Origin of the sequence: Floridaenema aerugineum BLCC-F46 (assembly GCF_041929345.1) — a bacterium.
GTDB lineage: Bacteria > Cyanobacteriota > Cyanobacteriia > Cyanobacteriales > Aerosakkonemataceae > Floridanema > Floridanema aerugineum.
On the sequence record NZ_JBHFNQ010000210.1, the window covers coordinates 113,392 to 131,542 of the forward strand.

14 protein-coding genes are annotated in these 18,151 nt (G+C 41.3%); 6 read left to right on the forward strand and 8 right to left on the reverse strand.

Going from position 1 to position 18,151, the window contains the following annotated elements; genetic code table 11:
* Window positions 1–70: 70 nt before the first annotated feature.
* Together ACE1CC_RS28640 and ACE1CC_RS28645 are read right to left on the reverse strand one after the other, a co-directional pair.
* Window positions 71–1,717, reverse strand: a complete 1,647-nt coding sequence (locus tag ACE1CC_RS28640; RefSeq protein WP_413273829.1) for an ABC transporter substrate-binding protein — start codon at window positions 1,715–1,717, stop codon at window positions 71–73.
* A gap of 162 nt (window positions 1,718–1,879) precedes the next feature.
* Window positions 1,880–2,896, reverse strand: a complete 1,017-nt coding sequence (locus tag ACE1CC_RS28645; RefSeq protein ID WP_413273830.1) for a sulfate/molybdate ABC transporter ATP-binding protein — start codon at window positions 2,894–2,896, stop codon at window positions 1,880–1,882.
* Window positions 2,897–3,257: 361 nt separating this feature from the next.
* Here ACE1CC_RS28645 and chlP point away from each other — a divergent pair, with 361 nt between their 5' ends.
* Together chlP and ACE1CC_RS28655 are read left to right on the forward strand one after the other, a co-directional pair.
* Window positions 3,258–4,493 (forward strand): geranylgeranyl reductase, encoded by a 1,236-nt coding sequence (gene chlP / locus ACE1CC_RS28650; RefSeq protein WP_459563934.1) that lies wholly within the window; start codon window positions 3,258–3,260, stop codon window positions 4,491–4,493.
* A gap of 1,254 nt (window positions 4,494–5,747) precedes the next feature.
* Window positions 5,748–6,482 (forward strand): choice-of-anchor K domain-containing protein, encoded by a 735-nt coding sequence (locus ACE1CC_RS28655; RefSeq protein ID WP_413273832.1) that lies wholly within the window; start codon window positions 5,748–5,750, stop codon window positions 6,480–6,482.
* A 287-nt stretch (window positions 6,483–6,769) separates the two neighbouring features.
* Here ACE1CC_RS28655 and ACE1CC_RS28660 read toward each other — a convergent pair whose 3' ends face one another.
* The gene (locus ACE1CC_RS28660) at window positions 6,770–7,513 is read right to left on the reverse strand and encodes a response regulator transcription factor (protein WP_413264363.1); all 744 of its coding nucleotides are present in this window, start codon (window positions 7,511–7,513) and stop codon (window positions 6,770–6,772) included.
* A 375-nt stretch (window positions 7,514–7,888) separates the two neighbouring features.
* Between ACE1CC_RS28660 and ACE1CC_RS28665 the strand changes: the two genes are divergently transcribed.
* Window positions 7,889–8,899 carry a YheT family hydrolase gene (locus ACE1CC_RS28665; RefSeq protein WP_413273862.1) on the forward strand — a complete coding sequence of 337 codons (1,011 nt, stop codon included), beginning with the start codon at window positions 7,889–7,891 and terminating at the stop codon, window positions 8,897–8,899.
* An 8-nt stretch (window positions 8,900–8,907) separates the two neighbouring features.
* Here the strand turns inward: ACE1CC_RS28665 and ACE1CC_RS28670 are convergent, their stop codons facing one another.
* The 3 genes from ACE1CC_RS28670 to clpS form a co-directional block, all read right to left on the reverse strand.
* Window positions 8,908–10,455, reverse strand: a complete 1,548-nt coding sequence (locus ACE1CC_RS28670; RefSeq protein ID WP_413273833.1) for a hypothetical protein — start codon at window positions 10,453–10,455, stop codon at window positions 8,908–8,910.
* Between the two features lie 333 nt (window positions 10,456–10,788).
* Window positions 10,789–11,604 carry a CPBP family intramembrane glutamic endopeptidase gene (locus ACE1CC_RS28675; protein WP_413273834.1) on the reverse strand — a complete coding sequence of 272 codons (816 nt, stop codon included), beginning with the start codon at window positions 11,602–11,604 and terminating at the stop codon, window positions 10,789–10,791.
* 13 nt (window positions 11,605–11,617) lie between these two features.
* Window positions 11,618–11,899 (reverse strand): ATP-dependent Clp protease adapter ClpS, encoded by a 282-nt coding sequence (clpS, locus tag ACE1CC_RS28680; protein WP_413264316.1) that lies wholly within the window; start codon window positions 11,897–11,899, stop codon window positions 11,618–11,620.
* A 397-nt stretch (window positions 11,900–12,296) separates the two neighbouring features.
* On the opposite strand from clpS, the gene ACE1CC_RS28685 reads away from it, so the two are divergent.
* Window positions 12,297–12,737, forward strand: a complete 441-nt coding sequence (locus tag ACE1CC_RS28685) for a hypothetical protein (RefSeq protein ID WP_413273835.1) — start codon at window positions 12,297–12,299, stop codon at window positions 12,735–12,737.
* A gap of 128 nt (window positions 12,738–12,865) precedes the next feature.
* On the opposite strand, the gene ACE1CC_RS28690 is transcribed toward ACE1CC_RS28685, so the two are convergent.
* Complete coding sequence (locus ACE1CC_RS28690; protein ID WP_413273836.1) at window positions 12,866–14,035, reverse strand: pyridoxal phosphate-dependent aminotransferase; 1,170 nt, start codon at window positions 14,033–14,035, stop codon at window positions 12,866–12,868.
* Between the two features lie 133 nt (window positions 14,036–14,168).
* Window positions 14,169–14,363: a hypothetical protein gene (locus tag ACE1CC_RS28695; protein ID WP_193980889.1), complete on the reverse strand. Its 195-nt coding sequence runs from the start codon at window positions 14,361–14,363 to the stop codon at window positions 14,169–14,171.
* 516 nt (window positions 14,364–14,879) lie between these two features.
* Here ACE1CC_RS28695 and ACE1CC_RS28700 point away from each other — a divergent pair.
* Both ACE1CC_RS28700 and ACE1CC_RS28705 read left to right on the forward strand, forming a co-directional pair.
* Window positions 14,880–15,212 (forward strand): STAS domain-containing protein, encoded by a 333-nt coding sequence (locus ACE1CC_RS28700; protein ID WP_413273837.1) that lies wholly within the window; start codon window positions 14,880–14,882, stop codon window positions 15,210–15,212.
* Window positions 15,213–15,497: 285 nt separating this feature from the next.
* Entirely contained in the window at window positions 15,498–18,119 is a 2,622-nt protein-coding gene (locus ACE1CC_RS28705; protein ID WP_413273838.1) for a TIGR03960 family B12-binding radical SAM protein, read from the forward strand.
* Window positions 18,120–18,151: the final 32 nt, after the last annotated feature.

Here is an 18,151-nt window from a genome sequence, read left to right on the forward strand (position 1 = left end):
TCTTTGGTATCTCAAAACTTAAAACTCAAAACTCAAAACTCAAAACTAACTCAAAACTCAAAACTCAAAACTATTTACTGATGTCCCAAAATGGTAATTGTTGAATTGGGTCTAATTTTACTCCTTGTAATCCTTGTTTAGCAAAAGCAAAATCTTTGCTTTGCCATAAGGGAATTAAAGGAACATCTTGCGCCATGAGTTTTTGAATTTCGGCAAAGATTTGTTTGCGTTTTTCTGGGTTTTGTTCGCTGCGCTGTTGCTGAATTAATTTGTTCATGCGATCGCTATAATAAAACGACCCTTGACTTTGACTTGCACCCTGTTGACAACCTGTTGTTGGTGAACCTTTAGCACAACTTAAAAAAGGTTGAATGTAATTATCTGCATCGGAAAAATCGGGATACCAATCTACTAAAGCGCTTTGATAAATTCCCTTACGAATGTTAGCAAAAAACGTTGCTGATTCAACTCCTTGGGGTTGAATTTGTACCATGCCATCTAATTCTTGTACGGCATATTCTCGTAACAAACTGGCAACTTGTTGGCGAACTGAAGAAGCGATCGGATGCCAAATTTCTAACTTCAAAGGATTCTCTTTAGAAAATCCTGCCTTAGTCAAAAGTTCTTTTGCCTTAGCGATATTTCCATCGCCATAAAGTTGTTGATAAGCTGGAATAGACACATTAAAAGTATTAGGAATCATGCTAAAAGCAGGTTCTCCTTGATTCCTTAAAACTCGCTCAGTCACTAATTTTCTATTAATTAAAGAAGCGATCGCCTGTCTTACTTCCACTCTATCCAAAGGTTTCTGTTTCGTATTCAGTACCATGTAACTAATTACATTGCCTTTCGCTTCTAATACCTGCCAACCTCCAGACTTCGCATTTTGTTGCAAGCTAGAAATCTGTACCGGATCTAAACTTTGATAGGCAATATCTACCGTTCCCGTGCGGAAAGTATTATATAAATTTGCCGCACTAGTAAGCACCTGAAAATCAATTCCGTTATTTGCTGGTTTTTCTCCCCAATACTTATCAAAAGCTTCTAAACGAATCGAAGTTGGTGTAAACTCAACTAATTTATAAGGGCCAGTTCCGACAAATTTTGTTGGTGTAAATTTCCCCTCGCCAATTTGATAAGCTTTAGGAGAAACCGGACACATTCCGGCAAAAGCTAAAATTGCTGGAAATGCCGCAAAAGGATTTTTCAATTTAATTGTTACTTCATAAGGCCCCGAAGCTTGTACCGATGCCACAATATCTGCTAACAAGTTTGAAGGTTTTCCCCCATTTTTAATGAAGCGTTCCAAGGAAAAAACCATTGCTTCGGCATTAAAAGGAGTGCCATCGTGAAACACTACTCCCTGACGCAAAGGAATTACATAAGTTAAACCATCTGCGCTAACTTTTGGTAAAGCTGTAGCTAATTCTGGTACTAATTGATCTGTGCCTAATTTGTAGGTATAAAGCCGATCGCCCAAACTATACAACACATTACTCGCCGCTAATTCGTAAGCATCTGCCGGATCGAGAGTTCGCGGTTTTAAAGTTGTTCCTACAGATAAGCGTTCGCTATTATTACCCGTTGGCGCATTACCCGTTACATTAGCATCATATCGCCGACCACAGCTAATAACTAAAATAAAACAAAGACAGAAAAGACCGAAAAGTTTTGCTACAGAACGCAATTGTTTGCTAGATACAGAAAACTTCTTCATTACTACTATCAACCTCAGAAAAACTCAAATGTCAGCTATCAATCAATTCCAAACTCTTTGGTTTATAGGGAGAAAGGTGAAAGGAAACATCAAATTTCTTTTCCTCTGACCCTTTACCCTGTTCCCAAGAAAAATTCTGCTGACTACTGAGCAGCTGAATAACTAAATTGAATAGTATAACGGAAAAGATCTCGCATCTTTAGGTTTGACAAAAACTCGTTGTTGCGGTTCCAAGTTTAACTCATCAAAGCGTTCTCTAGAAAGGTGTGCCGTCAAAACTTGACCATCATCTAAGGCTAGTTCCACCTGAATTTCCCAACCCAAATGAATCAAGCGATCGATTCTAGCCGCAACAGTAGTCCCGTTCGCTTCTCTTTGAACTACTATGTCGTGAGGACGGAGAAACATTTCTGGTTGTGTAGACTCAAAACCATTTCCCTCAAAGATCCGGGAAGTACTAGGCAAAACATTTACAGGCCCAATAAAACTCATCACAAAAGCCGAAGCTGGATGATCGTAAATTTCTGCTGGTGTACCGATTTGCTCGATTTTACCCTTATTCATTACCACAATTTCGTCAGCAACTTCCATTGCTTCTTCTTGATCGTGGGTAACAAAAACTGTAGTAACATGAACTTCGTTGTGTAAGCGTCTTAACCAAGCACGCAGGTCTTTCCGAACTTTGGCATCCAAAGCACCAAAAGGTTCATCTAGTAATAATACTTGAGGTTCTACAGCTAAAGCTCTAGCTAGGGCGACTCTTTGCCTTTGACCACCGGATAATTGCGAGGGATAGCGATCGCCCAGTCCCTTCAATTGCACTAATTCTAAAAGTTCCTCTACCCGCCCTTTAACTTTCAACTTCGGCGTTTTCCGAATATCCAAACCAAAAGCAATATTTTGCCGCACTGTCATGTGCTTAAACAAAGCATAGTGCTGGAACACAAATCCAATATTTCTGTCCTGCACACTCGTGTCAGTAGCATCTTTGCCAGTAATAAAAATTCTCCCACTATTAGGAGTTTCTAAACCTGCAATTAACCTCAGCAAAGTTGACTTTCCTGAACCCGATGGCCCCAATAAAGCTACCAAAGAACCTGATTTAATTGTTAAGTCTATCTGCTCAAGTGCATGGAAACTGCCATAATGCTTGGATACGTTTTCTACAATAATCCCCATAAATGCCCTCTGGACGTGCCAATCTCTCAAGACCCTAAACTATCGATCTGGTTAAATTAATACCTTACTTATTTTAATTTCCCATTTATCGATATATTTGCTGTAGTTTATCTTACCGCTATTGGTAGCAACCAGGAGAGCAAAGTCAAGGAAAAACAACGAATCAAGAACCTGTATTTACCGCTCCATCTCCCCATCCCCCCCCATCTCCCCATCTCCCCATCTCCCCATCTCCCCCATCTCCCCATCTCCCCATCTATAAAGGAATATTAAGCTGTGTTGCAATTTATTCACATAAATGTAAATAGGATTAAGGCAAGCCAACAGTCCGTGATAACATCACAGCTTGTAGGTAGAAGAGATAGGGAGAAAACGCTTGACACTACGGGTTGCTGTTGTTGGAGGTGGCCCAGCAGGTTCCTCTACTGCTGAAGTCCTAGCCTTAGCTGGAATTGAAACTTACCTGTTTGAGCGCAAGCTAGACAACGCGAAGCCTTGCGGTGGAGCAATTCCGCTATGTATGGTGAAAGAGTTTGATTTGCCAGAGCAAATTATCGATCGCCAAGTTAGAAAAATGAAAATGATCTCGCCTTCTAACATTGAGGTCGATATCAATTTAATCAAACAAGAAGAATACATTGGAATGTGCCGTCGGGAAGTATTAGATGGCTTCCTGCGCGATCGGGCCGCTAAATTGGGAACGACCGTAATCAACGGCACAGTTTATAAATTGGATATTCCGACAAACAACACCGACTCCTACACCATCCACTATGCAGATCACTCTGATGGTAATGCCGAAGGAGTCATGAAAACCTTAAAAGTGGACATGATTGTGGGAGCAGATGGTGCCAACTCCCGTGTTGCCAAAGCTATTGATGCTGGGGATTACAATTATGCGATCGCCTTCCAAGAGCGCATTCGCCTCCCCGAAGACGGAATGCACTACTACCAAGACCTAGCCGAAATGTACGTCGGCAAAGATGTTTCTCCCGACTTCTACGCCTGGGTATTTCCCAAATACGACCACGTTGCAGTCGGTACAGGCACCATGAAGGTCAACAAAGCAATTATTAAAGACCTCCAAGCTGGCATCCGTGCCCGTGCTGCCAAAAAACTCGCTGGTGGCAAAATTATTAAAGTAGAAGCACACCCCATCCCCGAACATCCCCGTCCCCGTCGCGTAGTCGGTAGAGTCGCTCTCGTAGGCGATGCAGCAGGTTACGTAACCAAATCTTCCGGCGAAGGAATTTACTTTGCGGCTAAGTCTGGTCGGATGTGTGCGGAAACGATCGTCGAATTTTCCCAAAACGGCACCCGCATTCCTACAGAAGACGATCTGAAAGTCTATCTGAAGCGTTGGGACAAAAAATACGGTCTTACCTACAAAGTTTTGGATATCCTCCAAAGCGTCTTCTATCGTTCCGATGCCACCCGCGAAGCCTTCGTGGAAATGTGTTCCGACTTAGACGTACAGCGTCTCACCTTCGATAGCTACCTGTACAAAACAGTAGTACCAGCTAACCCCTTGGTACAGCTAAAAATCACCGCTAAAACCATTGGTAGTCTGCTACGCGGTAACGCCCTAGCACCCTAACCAAATATTACCCAATTAAAACAAAGAGAAAGGGGGAAAGGATGAGATTAATCCTTTCCCCCTTTCTTTTTCAGGCTACCAACCATTCGCAAAAGAAAAATTTCAGGACTTACGGGTTTCTTTGCGTAAGTCCTGTTAGTTATTCATCTTTGCGTCTTTTGTGTCAGCCATCTCTAGCAAACTAAAGAGAAAGGAATTGACACTCTCACCGTCAAGCTGGCGCTGTGACGGGAGATTCTTGGGCTGAATCTTGCCTCTACCAACTTACGTTAGCTTTGGTCTTACAGTTTCATATCTAGTCCGACTACACCTTTTAGGGCAAGCACTCTTTTGGACTACTCCCCAAGCGTAAATTCGGGTATGCCCTACCCTATTTATTCAGTTCTTCTTATCACCCACAGATGCCATATTTTGTTAGAGGGCACTGAGGTATTGGGGCAACCCACTTGGGATTGGTGACATTAGTCTTTTCACAACGGCAAGTTCGTATGCCACGACTACATCTTCATTTCCGCTTGTTTTAATGTTAGCATACTAACAGGACATTGTGTACACGCAAATGAAAGAAAAGTCGCTGAGATTTAGGTTGTCTGAACAAAGGTACGTCAAACTAAAACTGTACGCCAAGCTTAAAGACAAGACTATGACCCAGGTGGTTGAAGATTGGATTGACAGGTTGCAAATACCAAAGGAAATGGATTCGCTACGCTCAGTTTGAGTTGGTTTGTCGCAATTCATCATCCCGTTACACCCGACAGGGTGTAACGGGATGATGAATTGCGACATTTAGATAAGGCGATCGCATCACCCATAATCCCACTATTTGTGAGCATAAGCTTTGTAGGAATTTAATTTGTCTATTTTATATATTTAAGAAATTTAAGAAAACCCTAAAGCTCTCTCCCGGAAGCTCTGCTGCCTCAACTAGTATCTTAAATGACTAACAGTTTATGACGCAAATAAATTTTTATTCACAGCAATTTAAGACAATTTATATAACACCTTATCTACAATCCAAGAAACATTCAAACTCAACAGTTATTGGGAAAAAATTGGCACATATAACACTTAGTTTGTCTGGATAAAGTTTATCAACACATTTATTCTTCCGGATCGCACCTGCCTTTAGTAGGAAAGATAATTAAAGTTTTAGTAAAGATTTAGTGAAAAGATTGCAAACACATAAATATAGAGTTGGCAATCATTATATAAATTTACTAGCTTGAGTAAAAGTATTAGTCTAACAGCAAAATTATGGAAGTTTATCTCAAAAAAATTATAAAGAAACTGTCAAGTGTTCTTTTAACAACAAATATCTTGTTAGGTTTACCAGTTGGCGCTCAAGCACTCACTTTTTCAGGTGAAACAAGCGGCGAATGGGGATTACCTGATACGGAAAACCCAATGGCAGTAGTTCATCTAAGTAGCGAAGACGGTGGAACAAATAATCGTCTGACTTGGGGTACTCCTGGAATGGCAGGCATAAACAATTATGTTCAATTTAACGGCCTCAACTTTAGCACTACTCCTAACCATATTTTTGAAATTGGAGAACTGTTTTATCAAAATGGTAGTACGTTTATTGACACTAACTTTGATGGAGATTTTCCTCTTTATTTAGAGTTAGCCCTGACTATTCCTTTAACTAGGACGGAATCTTTTGAGTTCTTATTTAATATCTTGAATACGCCTAATGATACAGAAGATCCTGTTTTGAATGGCGATATACTCCGGTTTTCCACGGCTGGAATGTCCAGCCAAACTTTCCATTACGAAGGAATTGAATATACTTTGCAACTTATAGGCTTTTCCACAGATAATGGACAAACAATTTTACATGAATTTAATTCGCCAGAATTCAGCATATCTCAAGCTTCTCTGTACGGAAAAATCACCTTTGCTTCTCCCCCAGCTTCCGTTCCTGAGCCTAGCGTTATACTTGCCTTGTCAATATTGTCTATTTACTTAGCAACCCGCAAACGTAAATAAAAAATTTTTTCTTCAGGTGTGCATCTATATCAATTAATTTTTATGTTTTATAAAGATTTTGATTCTTTCTATTTAAATTTATAAGCTTAGAGGCAATTAATTTACATACATTGGGAAATGTAGGGAAACCCTGCAAATCCTCTCCCCTGCTGCCTCAACTAGCAACTAAAATAGCTAACAGCTTAGCTCCACTAATAAACTAATTGCTTAATACTTAAAACCGAGACATGACGATCGGATCAAAGTTGTAGCAGGGGTTACAGCCCTACTACATTATTGGTTAACACTCACTCAACAATTGAAGAATCGAGGTCTTCTCCCAACTGTTCGCGGCTGGGTAACTCCAAACAGTACCCTGCACCATAGACTGTTTTGATATAGCGGGGATGACGGGGATCTGGCTCCAGTTTCGTTCGCAAGTGTCGGATATGAACTCGAATAGTTTCTATATCATCATCTGGGTCATATCCCCAGACTTCCTTGAGAATTTCGCTAGGAGACACAGTTTGACCATGACGCTGTAGTAAACAGTGAAGTAACTCAAACTCCAAGTGAGTCAGTTTAATAGTCTGACCGAACCAAATCGCTTCAAAGCGTTCTGGAACTAGAGTTAGAGGGCCATAGTTCAGGATTTCGCTGTGTTTAGCCGCTTGGGGAATGCGATCGGTACGTCTGAGTAAAGCACGCACCCGCGCCAGCATTTCTTCTACTTCAAAGGGTTTGGTGAGATAATCATCTGCTCCAGCATTAAAGCCTTCTACTTTATCTTGAGTTTGACCCAAGGCAGTCAACATTAAAACCGGAATATCCTTGGTTCGCTCATCCCGGCGCAGGCGTTGACAAACCGTAAATCCATCCACCTTGGGTAGCATTAGATCTAGCAGAATCAGGTCAGGCTGAATTTGCAAGGCAAGCGCCTGACCTTTGATGCCATCCTCTGCTTGACTGACATCATATCCAGCCATTTCCAGATTGACGGCGACTAATTCTGAGATAGCAGAGTCATCGTCGATGACGAGTATCCGGGGCATCATTAAAAAATATAACTTTGGCTAAAGGGCTCGTTAAGGTTTTTGAAGAACCTGTTGCGGCATCCAAAGATTCCTGTACAAATTATAAGCAAGGATTCTAAATTCTTATCTTAGCAACCAAAACTTTACAATTCACTAATTTTCCTGGGCAGCTACCCAACCTGAAATAGCTGAAAGCCTTTGCCTACAATGGATAAGTATCTTGTGCTGAGGTTATTTTGAGTATTTCAGCACTACCTCAATTGTCAGGTGAACTTGATGTACGTAAAGGGTTGGCAAAACTTAGTCGCAAATTTAGCTCCTACTTCCCCTGGAATCAGAAATTTTCCGCCTCCAGCTTACACTCCCCCTAGCTGGTTAAAAAACGGCTTCGCCATGACTCTTTACACGGCACTGCGGGCTTCTCGTGACTGGGAAACTACTATTAATCACCCTGAACCAGATTACCAAGAAAAAATCTTTACAGGTGCCCAAGGTGTACCCATCTACGGCAGAGTTGCCATACCAAAAAATCCTCGTGGGACAATTGTTGGGACTTACGGGATTACAGGTTCTTTAGATAACCAGTGGTTTCTCAAAATTTTGGGGCGTAAAGCTTTTGCCAGTGGTTATGCAGTAGTTTTATTTGACTGGCGTGCTCACGGCAAAACGGCAGAATTGTCTCCTACCTTAACTTCTGATGGCTTGTATGAAGGGGAAGATTTTGTTCGCATTGCTTCCCAAGCCAAGGAAATGGGCTCTCCTGCGCCTTTTTGGTTTACGGGGTACTCTTTGAGCGGACAGTTAGCTTTGTGGGGTGTTAAAGCTGCCCAAGACTTAATTCCTACTCAACAGGTGCCAGGTTTGCAGGAAGCAGAGATTGGCGGCGCAGCAGTGATTTGTCCTAATCTCGATTCGGTACGATCGCTTTCCTACTTGGTAAAACATCCGCTGGGTAAATACTTAGAAAAAGCGATCGCCAAAGAACTCAAAAAACTCGCTCTCCAAATACACAATTTGCACCCAGAGTCAATAGATTTAGCTGCTGTGGAACGGGCAAATAGTATCTGGAATTTCGATCGCGAACTAGTCATCCCCCGCTTAGGCTTTCCCACTGTAGAAGCCTACTATCAAGCTAGCAGTCCCCTTCCCCTACTACCCCAGCTGAAAAAACCCACATTGATTTTGTACGCCGCAGACGATCCCTTATTCGACCCCGCAGTTATCTCCGACCTACAAAACGCTTGCGCTAGCAACCCTCACATAGACTTAGTAATAACTCGTTACGGTGGTCACGTTGGCTACATCAGCAGCAAAACTTGCCAACAACAAGCAAACGACCCCGACCCCTGGTGGGCATGGAATCGAGTTTTACAATGGTGCGATCGCGCTTGGGAAGCAGTATGAGAAACACTTCAATGCAATATTTTATATGTTCCACATTCTTCAGGAGAATCTGCTGCTTTAACTGAATAAGAATAGTTTAATTGAGGTTGAAAATAAGCTGTATAAAGAAAAGTATCGGGGGTTTTATTAACTAGGCAGATCCGGTCATTTTTGCCAATTTTATTGATAACTCTCCCCTGTACATTTCCTTGTATATGCTTTGACAATGTATAGAATCTTGGTCTGACAAATATTGCTCTTGTTGAGACTAGAACGAAAATTAATATCACACAACAAACTAGACTTATATGCTGTTTATTAATTATCTTATTCAAAGCGACTAAATCATCTACATTATAAATTAAATACAAGTTTAAAGAGACTAAGGAAAGCATCCAATACATATAGTATCTTAGCTCATAAGCTAAAGGCATGAGAGCAGTGAAAAAAGACAGGAAAACCATGAAAATAGCGGCAATTATCACCTGCTGCGATCGCCATCGATATAGAAGATAGACCAGAACTAAAAGATGGAAAATCACGTAAGTACCGAAAAAGCCCCCCATCCGATTTACCGTTTTATCTTTGCTCCATTGATCGATTGACCAAACAGCTTTTTTTATTTCTAAAACTGAGACAATCCACTTCTTAGGTCGGGTAGAATTTTTCAGTGTATCGGGAGATTTATCCTCAGCTAAGGATGGTTTTTCAGTAATATTTATCTGGGAATTACCCGGAAAGAGTGGTTTGGTGAGATGGGAAATTTTTTCTAATGTTTCTGTTCTAACAGGGTAAAAAGGATTGCCATACACTGTGATATTTCTCAGGGAAACAAAAAATATTAAACTGCTGGCTATAACTACAGACAATAAAATAATCAGTAACCTTTTAGGTTGAATTCTTGGAGCTTGATTATAGGACAACCAGATGAACCGGAACAACAGCAAACTCAGACTTAAAGCAACGATCGGGATAATTTGATATTTAGTATTAGCTGCACTAGCAGCAGCTAGAAAAATAACCAGCAAATTGCGCCAATTAAAAAAATTGTCTTGTATAAAGCATAAATAGGTCATCATAATCAAAATAGAGGCAGCTACATTCGCCGGAAGATCGACATAACATGAAGTAATATGAGTTTGGACTAAAGGAACAGCTAAAATAGCAATCAAAGATATATACAAAGGTATTTTACAATAGGATTTTAAGAATCCAAGATAAATCAAAAAGCTGAAGAAACAAACAAGGTTCGCTGCTTGAATAAAGTGGAATATTTTCCAGAAAAATCCTTGAAGAAATTCAGCAAAGAGAGGGAAACCTTGATAACGAACCTCTGTCAGCCGATCGAATTGATAGCTATCTGCCGGAATAATATTCCAAATTCTCGCTGCCCAAGGCAGGTGATACCACCAGGTATCCCAAGTGAAATCGACATCAATAATACACTTTAAAAATATGCTTACTATTAAAATTGATGCTATTAACTTAAGACAAGTCATAAGTCTTAAGTTATTCACCCGTAATGACATCCATCTGATGAACATTGCTATAACCGACATCAGTGTTTCAGTAATCATTCTTGTTTCTAGTCAAAGATAACACAACTGTTATCCTGAAAAAATCACAATTAACTTCGGTTATACTGGCTCAGGAAAATCAACTTTAATTAACCTAATTTTTTGATTTTATCATGTAAGTGAAGGCGAGATATATGTGGATAACTATCGCTTAAAATAGCTAGATTTGGCTTTTTGGCGAAGTCATATTGCAATGGTAAGTCAAGATGTCCAGATCATAAAAATACAGCAAAAAAAATAAATTATGAGGGGTGAGGAAGTTGGAGTCAAAAACCTAGTTTCTGGGATACTCAAGATTATTCCTTTAAACCGCGTTTTTTTCTCCTTTATATCTCACCTTGCCTTCTTCCAGAATAGATATGCGATCGCCCCTAAAAACATTAACCCCATCAAACCCGCCAATGGATTACCATCAATTCCAGTAATCCAAGAGGGGACTTTTTGGGAATATTGCATCAACTGACCGACATTTACAATGTAATAACCCCAAATTAAACCAGCGTGTAAACCGATCGGTAAACCCAAACGCCCCCTGCTACCTCGTTTCGCCCACACAAAAGTCAACCCCAACAGCAGCAGGGCAGGAAATTGGGGAAAAGTGCGGATAACTTCCGGGAAAGGCTTAATAAAATGCAGCAAAGCATAAAGCCAGCTGCTAACCCAGAGACTAACTTTAAGAGAATGATCCCGTTCTAATTCATCCAACAACCAACCGCGAAACACCAGTTCTTCAGCAAAACCAACACCTAAAGCACTGATTAACCCTTCAAAAACCACTCTAGGGAACCGATCGGAACTTTGCCAAACTAACCAACCCAGTTTTCCCTCAACGAAAAACAGCGTCAAAGTCAGCAATAACCCAATATCCAAACCCTTTAACAGTTCTAGGGCATTTCTTTTGCTAACTGGCAAACCATAACTTTTCAGGAGATTAGTCTGTTGATAAACTAACCTTCCCCAAAATCGCAGCAATACCAGAAATAAGACAAATAACAATCCCATTGTCAGGATCGTTACCAAGTTAATGTCGCTAACCCAAAAGTAAATCGGTGCGGCAATAGGAAACCACAGCACAAGCAAAGTCAGCAAAAACAGCCCTAACCGAATTAGGGTAGGATAACTGGCTATAGCTGGAAAGTGAATTTTCAACGAACCTGTTTATTTACTCTTCTGGTTCAATTGTGCTAGTTAACCCATGATTTTTCAAAGTATCGCAATAAAACTCTGCGTGTTCTTGGGCGCAGGTAATTACTAAAGCAATTCCTGTAGCATGGGCTTCCATCATAATATTGACAGCTTGTGGTTGAGTCAGAGAAGGTACAGTCTTCATTAGCACTTGTACCACATACTCCATTGAGTTGAAATCATCGTTATGTAGTAGCACCCGATAGCGAGGTGCGAGTTTGCGAGAAGTCGATCGTTTTTCTAGGGTTTCGACAGACACAGCTGTTTTTTCTCCCTCATTTCAATAAATTTTGCCAGTTAATCAAGTTTTACCAACTCTAATACATGAGTTTGCAGAGTTTTAGGTGTGGGTTTCCACCATTGAAAATTCGGTTTCGACTACCAAAACCGCAAATTCCAGGTAAACTCATTCACATTAATTTTGCTCTTCATGAGTATGCTGTGGGCTTGTATCCCATGATTTTTGGACAATCTGTAACTTTACCCAACTTTTAGTAGTTAGAAGTTCAGATTTCTGCTTTTTGTTTTATACTGCTTAACATTTATTTATAACATTTTGCGCCTGATTTAGTCATCTATGAGAAAATTTTCGGGTAACTTCTCCTGTTGGATAGTTAAAATTCTGCTAATCAGCCTCAGCTGAGAGAACCTAGCCGATGCAGGTTGACCACTATCCTTTTACAATAGTTGGCAACGAAATATACATCAGTTTACTGGTGGAGCAAGCCATAATGAGTTTTGCTGTAGACTTTCAACCTAGCCAAATAGTGTGTTTAGAACATCAGGAAATACGCTTGTATGCTGAAGTGATTCAGATTGTTGAATCCCGCCAAATGGCTTGGGTACGTCCTCTGATGCTAGTTATGTCTCTATCTGAGCGGCTGGATTCTGAACCCTTTACTTTGTATGATTTACGCCAAGGGGCAGATTTACTCTGGTCGAGTAATTTATTTCGACCTGCTTTGGATACAGAAGTTTTACCTCTGTTTACTCAGTTGCAAACTTGTAAAACTCAAGATGAAAATCAGCAGTTAGCGCATCAACAGCTACAGCGTTTTGTTCGCCAAGTTTGGCAAGATTCCGAAAGGAAGTTTTAAGGGCATCTTACGGTTCTCTACACAAGCTGTCAAACTGCGTAGAAGTCTCCCTGTGGTCGGTTTTATGTAGGTCGCAATTCCGAATAGCCGTTAAGTCTGGCGACTGTAACGGGAGTCAGGAAGCGACACTAGAGATAGATTCCTGCTTGTTTCATTCGCTGCATTGCTTCAGATAAGCGTTCTTCGGAAACTGTTAAGGCAATGCGGAAGAAGCCTTCGCCAGCGTCTCCGTAACCGTTACCAGGGGGAACTACGATCGCACATTTTTCTAATAGCAAGGTAACAAATTCAGCGGAAGTGTAACCTTTGGGTACGGGAACCCACACATACAGGGTAGCTTTGGGGGCTTCGATTGTCCAACCCAAAGACCTTAACCCTTCCACAACGATATCTCGGCGTTTTTGGTAAACTGACAATACTTGCTGAAGTTCTGCGCTGCTGGTGGAATAGGCTGCGATCGCCGCCCGTTGAATTGCCTTAAATATGCCAGAATCTATATTGGTCTTTACTTGGCTCAGTCCTTTAATTCCCAAGGCATTTCCCACCACAAAACCAATCCGCCAGCCAGCCATATTGTAAGATTTCGATAAACTGTGAAATTCGATCGCAATTTCTTTAGCACCCGGAATTTGCAGGACGCTTGGCGGCTGATAACCTTCATAAGCTATTTCCGAGTAAGCATGATCGTGACACAACAAAATGTCGTATTTTTGACAAAACTGCACTAACTGGGCAAAAAATTCTAAACTGGCTGTAGCACCAGTCGGATTATTCGGGTAATTTACCCATAATAATTTAGCCTTACTAGCTACCTGTTCGGGAATTGCTTGTAAAGAAGGCAAAAACCCCCGTTCTGGCAGCAATGGCATATAGTAAGGCTCACCACCAGCAAAAAATGTTGAAGTTCGATATACTGGATAGCCTGGATTAGGGATCAGGGTGTAATCTCCTGGTTCGACAAAAGCCAGAAAAGTATTGTGAATCGCTTCTTTTGAACCAATAGAAGGGATTACTTCGGTTTCTGGGTTTAATCCACTAACTCCAAACCGCCGCTCCATCCAATTTACCACCGCTTGACGGTATTCTTTTGTACCCCGATAAGGCGGATAATTGTGAGTAGAAGGGTCGTCGATCGCCTCGTGCATTGCTGTGACAATATGAACTGGTGTCGGTTTATCTGGATCGCCAATTGCCATATTGATAATGTCCACGCCCTGACTAACTAGTTCATCCCGCTTGCGATCGAGTTCTGCAAACAGGTAGGGAGGAATTTTTTCTAAACGTTGAGCAAACTGCATGGCGACTTAATATGTGATGTAGGAAAGCCATTTGACAGTTTACCGTTTAGTTAGCTCTGTTAATGCACACCTGACTCAATACTTGAGCTTTCAGAGCACTTATTTTAGCAAAGCAGTAATTTCCCTAGTCAAATTAGCAGGTTGGTACTAACTGAATTCGACCCGCATCCATTTCATCCATTAATAATTCCAAGGCTTCATAATCAACATCTGAGATATAGCCTAGCCTTGTTAGTTCATAGTTGATTTCGTTTTCGATATCTGGAGTCAGACGACGAATAGAAATCGCTTTTTCTACAAGTCCACGAATCGCATTTTTAGCTTCCACGGTTACTGACCAGAACTCCTTTATAAGAAGATTCTCTATTAAAGACTTTTCCTTGCGAGTGATCCAAACCTGTCAATTTTAGTGATCTAACTCACTGGCATATTCCAAACCCCTATGTTTGACTCGAAGTAGGTAATTAAATATCTACCTAGACAAAAGTGGTTAGATATTGTGCATCTATAACTTTTTACTGATGTAATCACAAGCAAACTTAGTGATAGTGTAGACAAGAGTAGTTCTTGTCTATCAGTTTGGCATTAGTTGACTTAAATCATCATCGTTCCCACAGACACTCTATTCACTGACTTCTTTAGTTAACCGGAAGAATTCCTGAACTTTTCCGTATCTTTACATACTTTACCACTAATTCTTCTTGTTAGAATCTTTAAAAATGTTGTAATTTAAGTAAAGTTTCTGTGAAAATACGGAGTACACCTGTTCAATATACGGCACCAGGTAATAACATCTAATACATGGAATGGCATAAGTAATTTTTGTGATAACAGGACTGAAATCATGCAAACTTTAGCAGTAGTTTCACCAATCACCGTTGTTCAACCCCAAGGACATCTTAATGCTGCTAATGCAGCTGAGTTTCGCAGTAAACTAACAGCAGCAGTTGCCGCTAATCCTAACACAACAGTGTTAGTTGACATGAAACAGCTAGATTCTATGGATAGTGCAGGATTAATGACTTTAGTTTCTGCTCTCAAACTAGCGCAGCGTCAAAACCAAAGATTTAGCCTTTGCTCCCTTTCCCCATCGATTCGGATTATTTTTGAATTGACGCAGTTAAATAAAGTATTCGAGATATTTGAAAGTAGAACTGCTTTTGAAGCCACGTTGTAGTAGCTTCTCAGAGCAATAATGTTTTTCAGGTTAGTTAGTTGGGTTGACTCTCAAAGATACTTCAAAGCGTTACCGACTTCAGCAAGTTTTAAGTAACAAACGATACAAAATCGTTAAACAGCTTATTATTTAAGCTTTTTGAATTTTACTAGTGGTACTAGTTTAACATGGCAGAATCTGCTTGTTCCTTTCGGGATAAAGCAGATTTTTGCCATAAATACAATTAATAATAGATAAAGTTAGATTATTAAGCCTTCGATCCGTCTTCAGACAAGGATAATGCCTGTGGCAGTAGCAGTAGAACAGTTGCTTACACCAGATATTTACAAGCCTGCGCGTTATTTAGGAAATGAGTTAGGCGCAGTGCATAAGCCTTGGGAGGAGGCGAAAGTGCGCTGGGTGTTGACTTATCCAGAGGTTTACGAAGTAGGAGCTTCTAATTTAGGGCATATAATTCTGTACAACATTTTGAATCAGCAGCCCCGTCAGTTATGCGATCGCGCCTACTTACCAGGAACCGACTTAGCGGCTAAACTACGCGCAACAAACACACCTTTATTTGCCGTTGAGTCACGTCAACTGTTGAAAGAGTGCGATATTTTGGGTTTTAGCCTCAGTTATGAACTGGGAGCTACGAATATCTTAGAAATGCTCGATTTAGCCCAAATTCCCTTAACTTGGCAAGAAAGGGGGGAAAATGATGATTTTCAATACCCGTTGATTTTTGCGGGGGGACAAACAGCGACTTCTAACCCGGAACCTTACGCCCAGTTTTTGGACTTCATTGCTTTGGGTGATGGGGAAGAACTGTTACCGGAAATAGGTTTAGTAATAGAAGAGGGTAAAGCCCAAGGGTTAAGTCGAACTGAGTTATTGTTAGATTTAGCCCAAGTTCCGGGGGTTTACGTGCCTCAGTTTTATGATATGGCAACGGATGGCTCGGTTCATCCCAATCGCCCGGATGTTCCCAAAAGAATTTTACGCCGGGTAGCGACTCCGATTCCGGCTTATTCGATCGGCTTAGTTCCCTTTGTCGAGACGGTACACGATCGCTTAACCATAGAAATTCGTCGCGGTTGTACCAGGGGATGTCGTTTTTGTCAACCGGGAATGTTAACTCGTCCGGCTAGAGATGTGGAACCAGAACAGGTGATCGAAGCCATTTCAGAAGGAATGCGGGCGACTGGTTATAATGAATTTTCGCTGCTGTCTCTTTCCTGTTCCGATTATTTGGCTTTACCCGCTGTTGGGGTGGAAGTGAGAAACCGCCTCAAAGATGAAAATATTTCCCTTTCTCTACCTAGTCAAAGGGTCGATCGCTTCGATGAAAATATTGCCAACATTATCGGTGGAACTAGACAAAGTGGAATTACCTTTGCGCCAGAAGCGGGTACCCAGCGAATGCGGGACATCATTAACAAAGGTTTGACTAACGAAGAACTTCTGCGGGGAGTAAAAACTGCCTACGAACAAGGGTGGGATAAAATAAAGTTATACTTCATGATTGGTTTGCCAGGGGAAACCGATGCAGATGTTCTAGGAATTGGGGAAACTGTTCGTTGGTTACAGCAGGAATGTCGGATTAAAGGTAAAAGGCAAATTAATTTCACTCTGACAATTTCTAACTTTACGCCGAAACCTCACACACCTTTTCAATGGCATTCTGTTTCGACGGCAGAGTTTAAACGGAAACAAGGACTTTTGCGATCGGAATTTCGCTCGATGAAAGGAGTAAAAGCTAACTTTACTGACGTGCGAATTTCCGCGATGGAAGACTTTTTAGGAAGAGGCGATCGCCGTTTGTCAGCGGTGCTCCGTCGCGCTTGGGAGTTGGGTGCAGGGATGGATTCCTGGTTTGACAGTGTAGAGAAAGCATATAAAGCTTGGGGAGATGCGATCGCCCAATCTGATTTAACCTGGAAGTATCGTCTGGTAGAACAAGGCGAATGGAACCTGGCAAATGGGCAAACAGCAGAAGTAGGGGCGATTCATGAATCGCCCCTACTAGATCAACCTCTACCTTGGGATCATATCGATACCGGAATCGATAAGAATTGGCTGAAAAAAGACTTAACAAGAGCCCTAGAAGCGGCGACGGTTCCAGATTGCTCTTTTGAAGGTTGTTCCCATTGTGGGGTTTGCGGAACCGATTTTGGGCATAACATAGTAGTATCACCTCCACCAATTCCCGAATTTGTGGGTGAGTTTGTTCCTAACCAAAACAAAGCCCAGCGGTTGCGAGTTTGGTTTGGTAAACGTGGTGATATGGCTTTAGTGGGCCATTTGGATTTAGTGAGGTTGTTCGATCGCGCAGTTAGGCGTGCGGCGATACCAGTCACTTTTACAGGTGGTTTTCATCCAAGTCCCAGAATTTCGATCGCCAATGCTTTATCCTTGGGAAGTACAAGCGAAAGTGAAATCGTAGATTTTGAGTTGACTCAAGCAATGGAAGTAGCGACAATCCAAGCGAAGTTAGCCCAAGCACTGCCAGAAAATATTCCGATTTATCATGTTGAGGAGGTGGATTTAAAAACGCCAGCAGCTACACAATTGTTAGAAAAAGCCGAGTATGTGTTAACGGTGGCAACTGTTACAGAAAATTTGCCTGCACAATGGAGCGAGTGGATAGCAGAGGTAAAAAATAGCGATCGAATTTTGATGGAGCATACTACTAAGTCAGGGAAAAAGGTAGAGGTAAATCTGCGCGATCGCTTGTTAGAATTAGAACTTGTCTTCGCCGAAACCGAAAATCAGCAACAGGCAAAGATCCGTTATCTAGGTAATTGCCGGAATGATGGGAACTTGTTGCGCCCAGAACACATCGTTTATATGCTAGAACAAGTAACTCAGCAGGAGTTTCAACTACTTCACGCTCACCGGACTCAACTAATCCTAGAACCAGCGTAGGCTTCAGAATTCCCAAAACAATAATTTTTGCT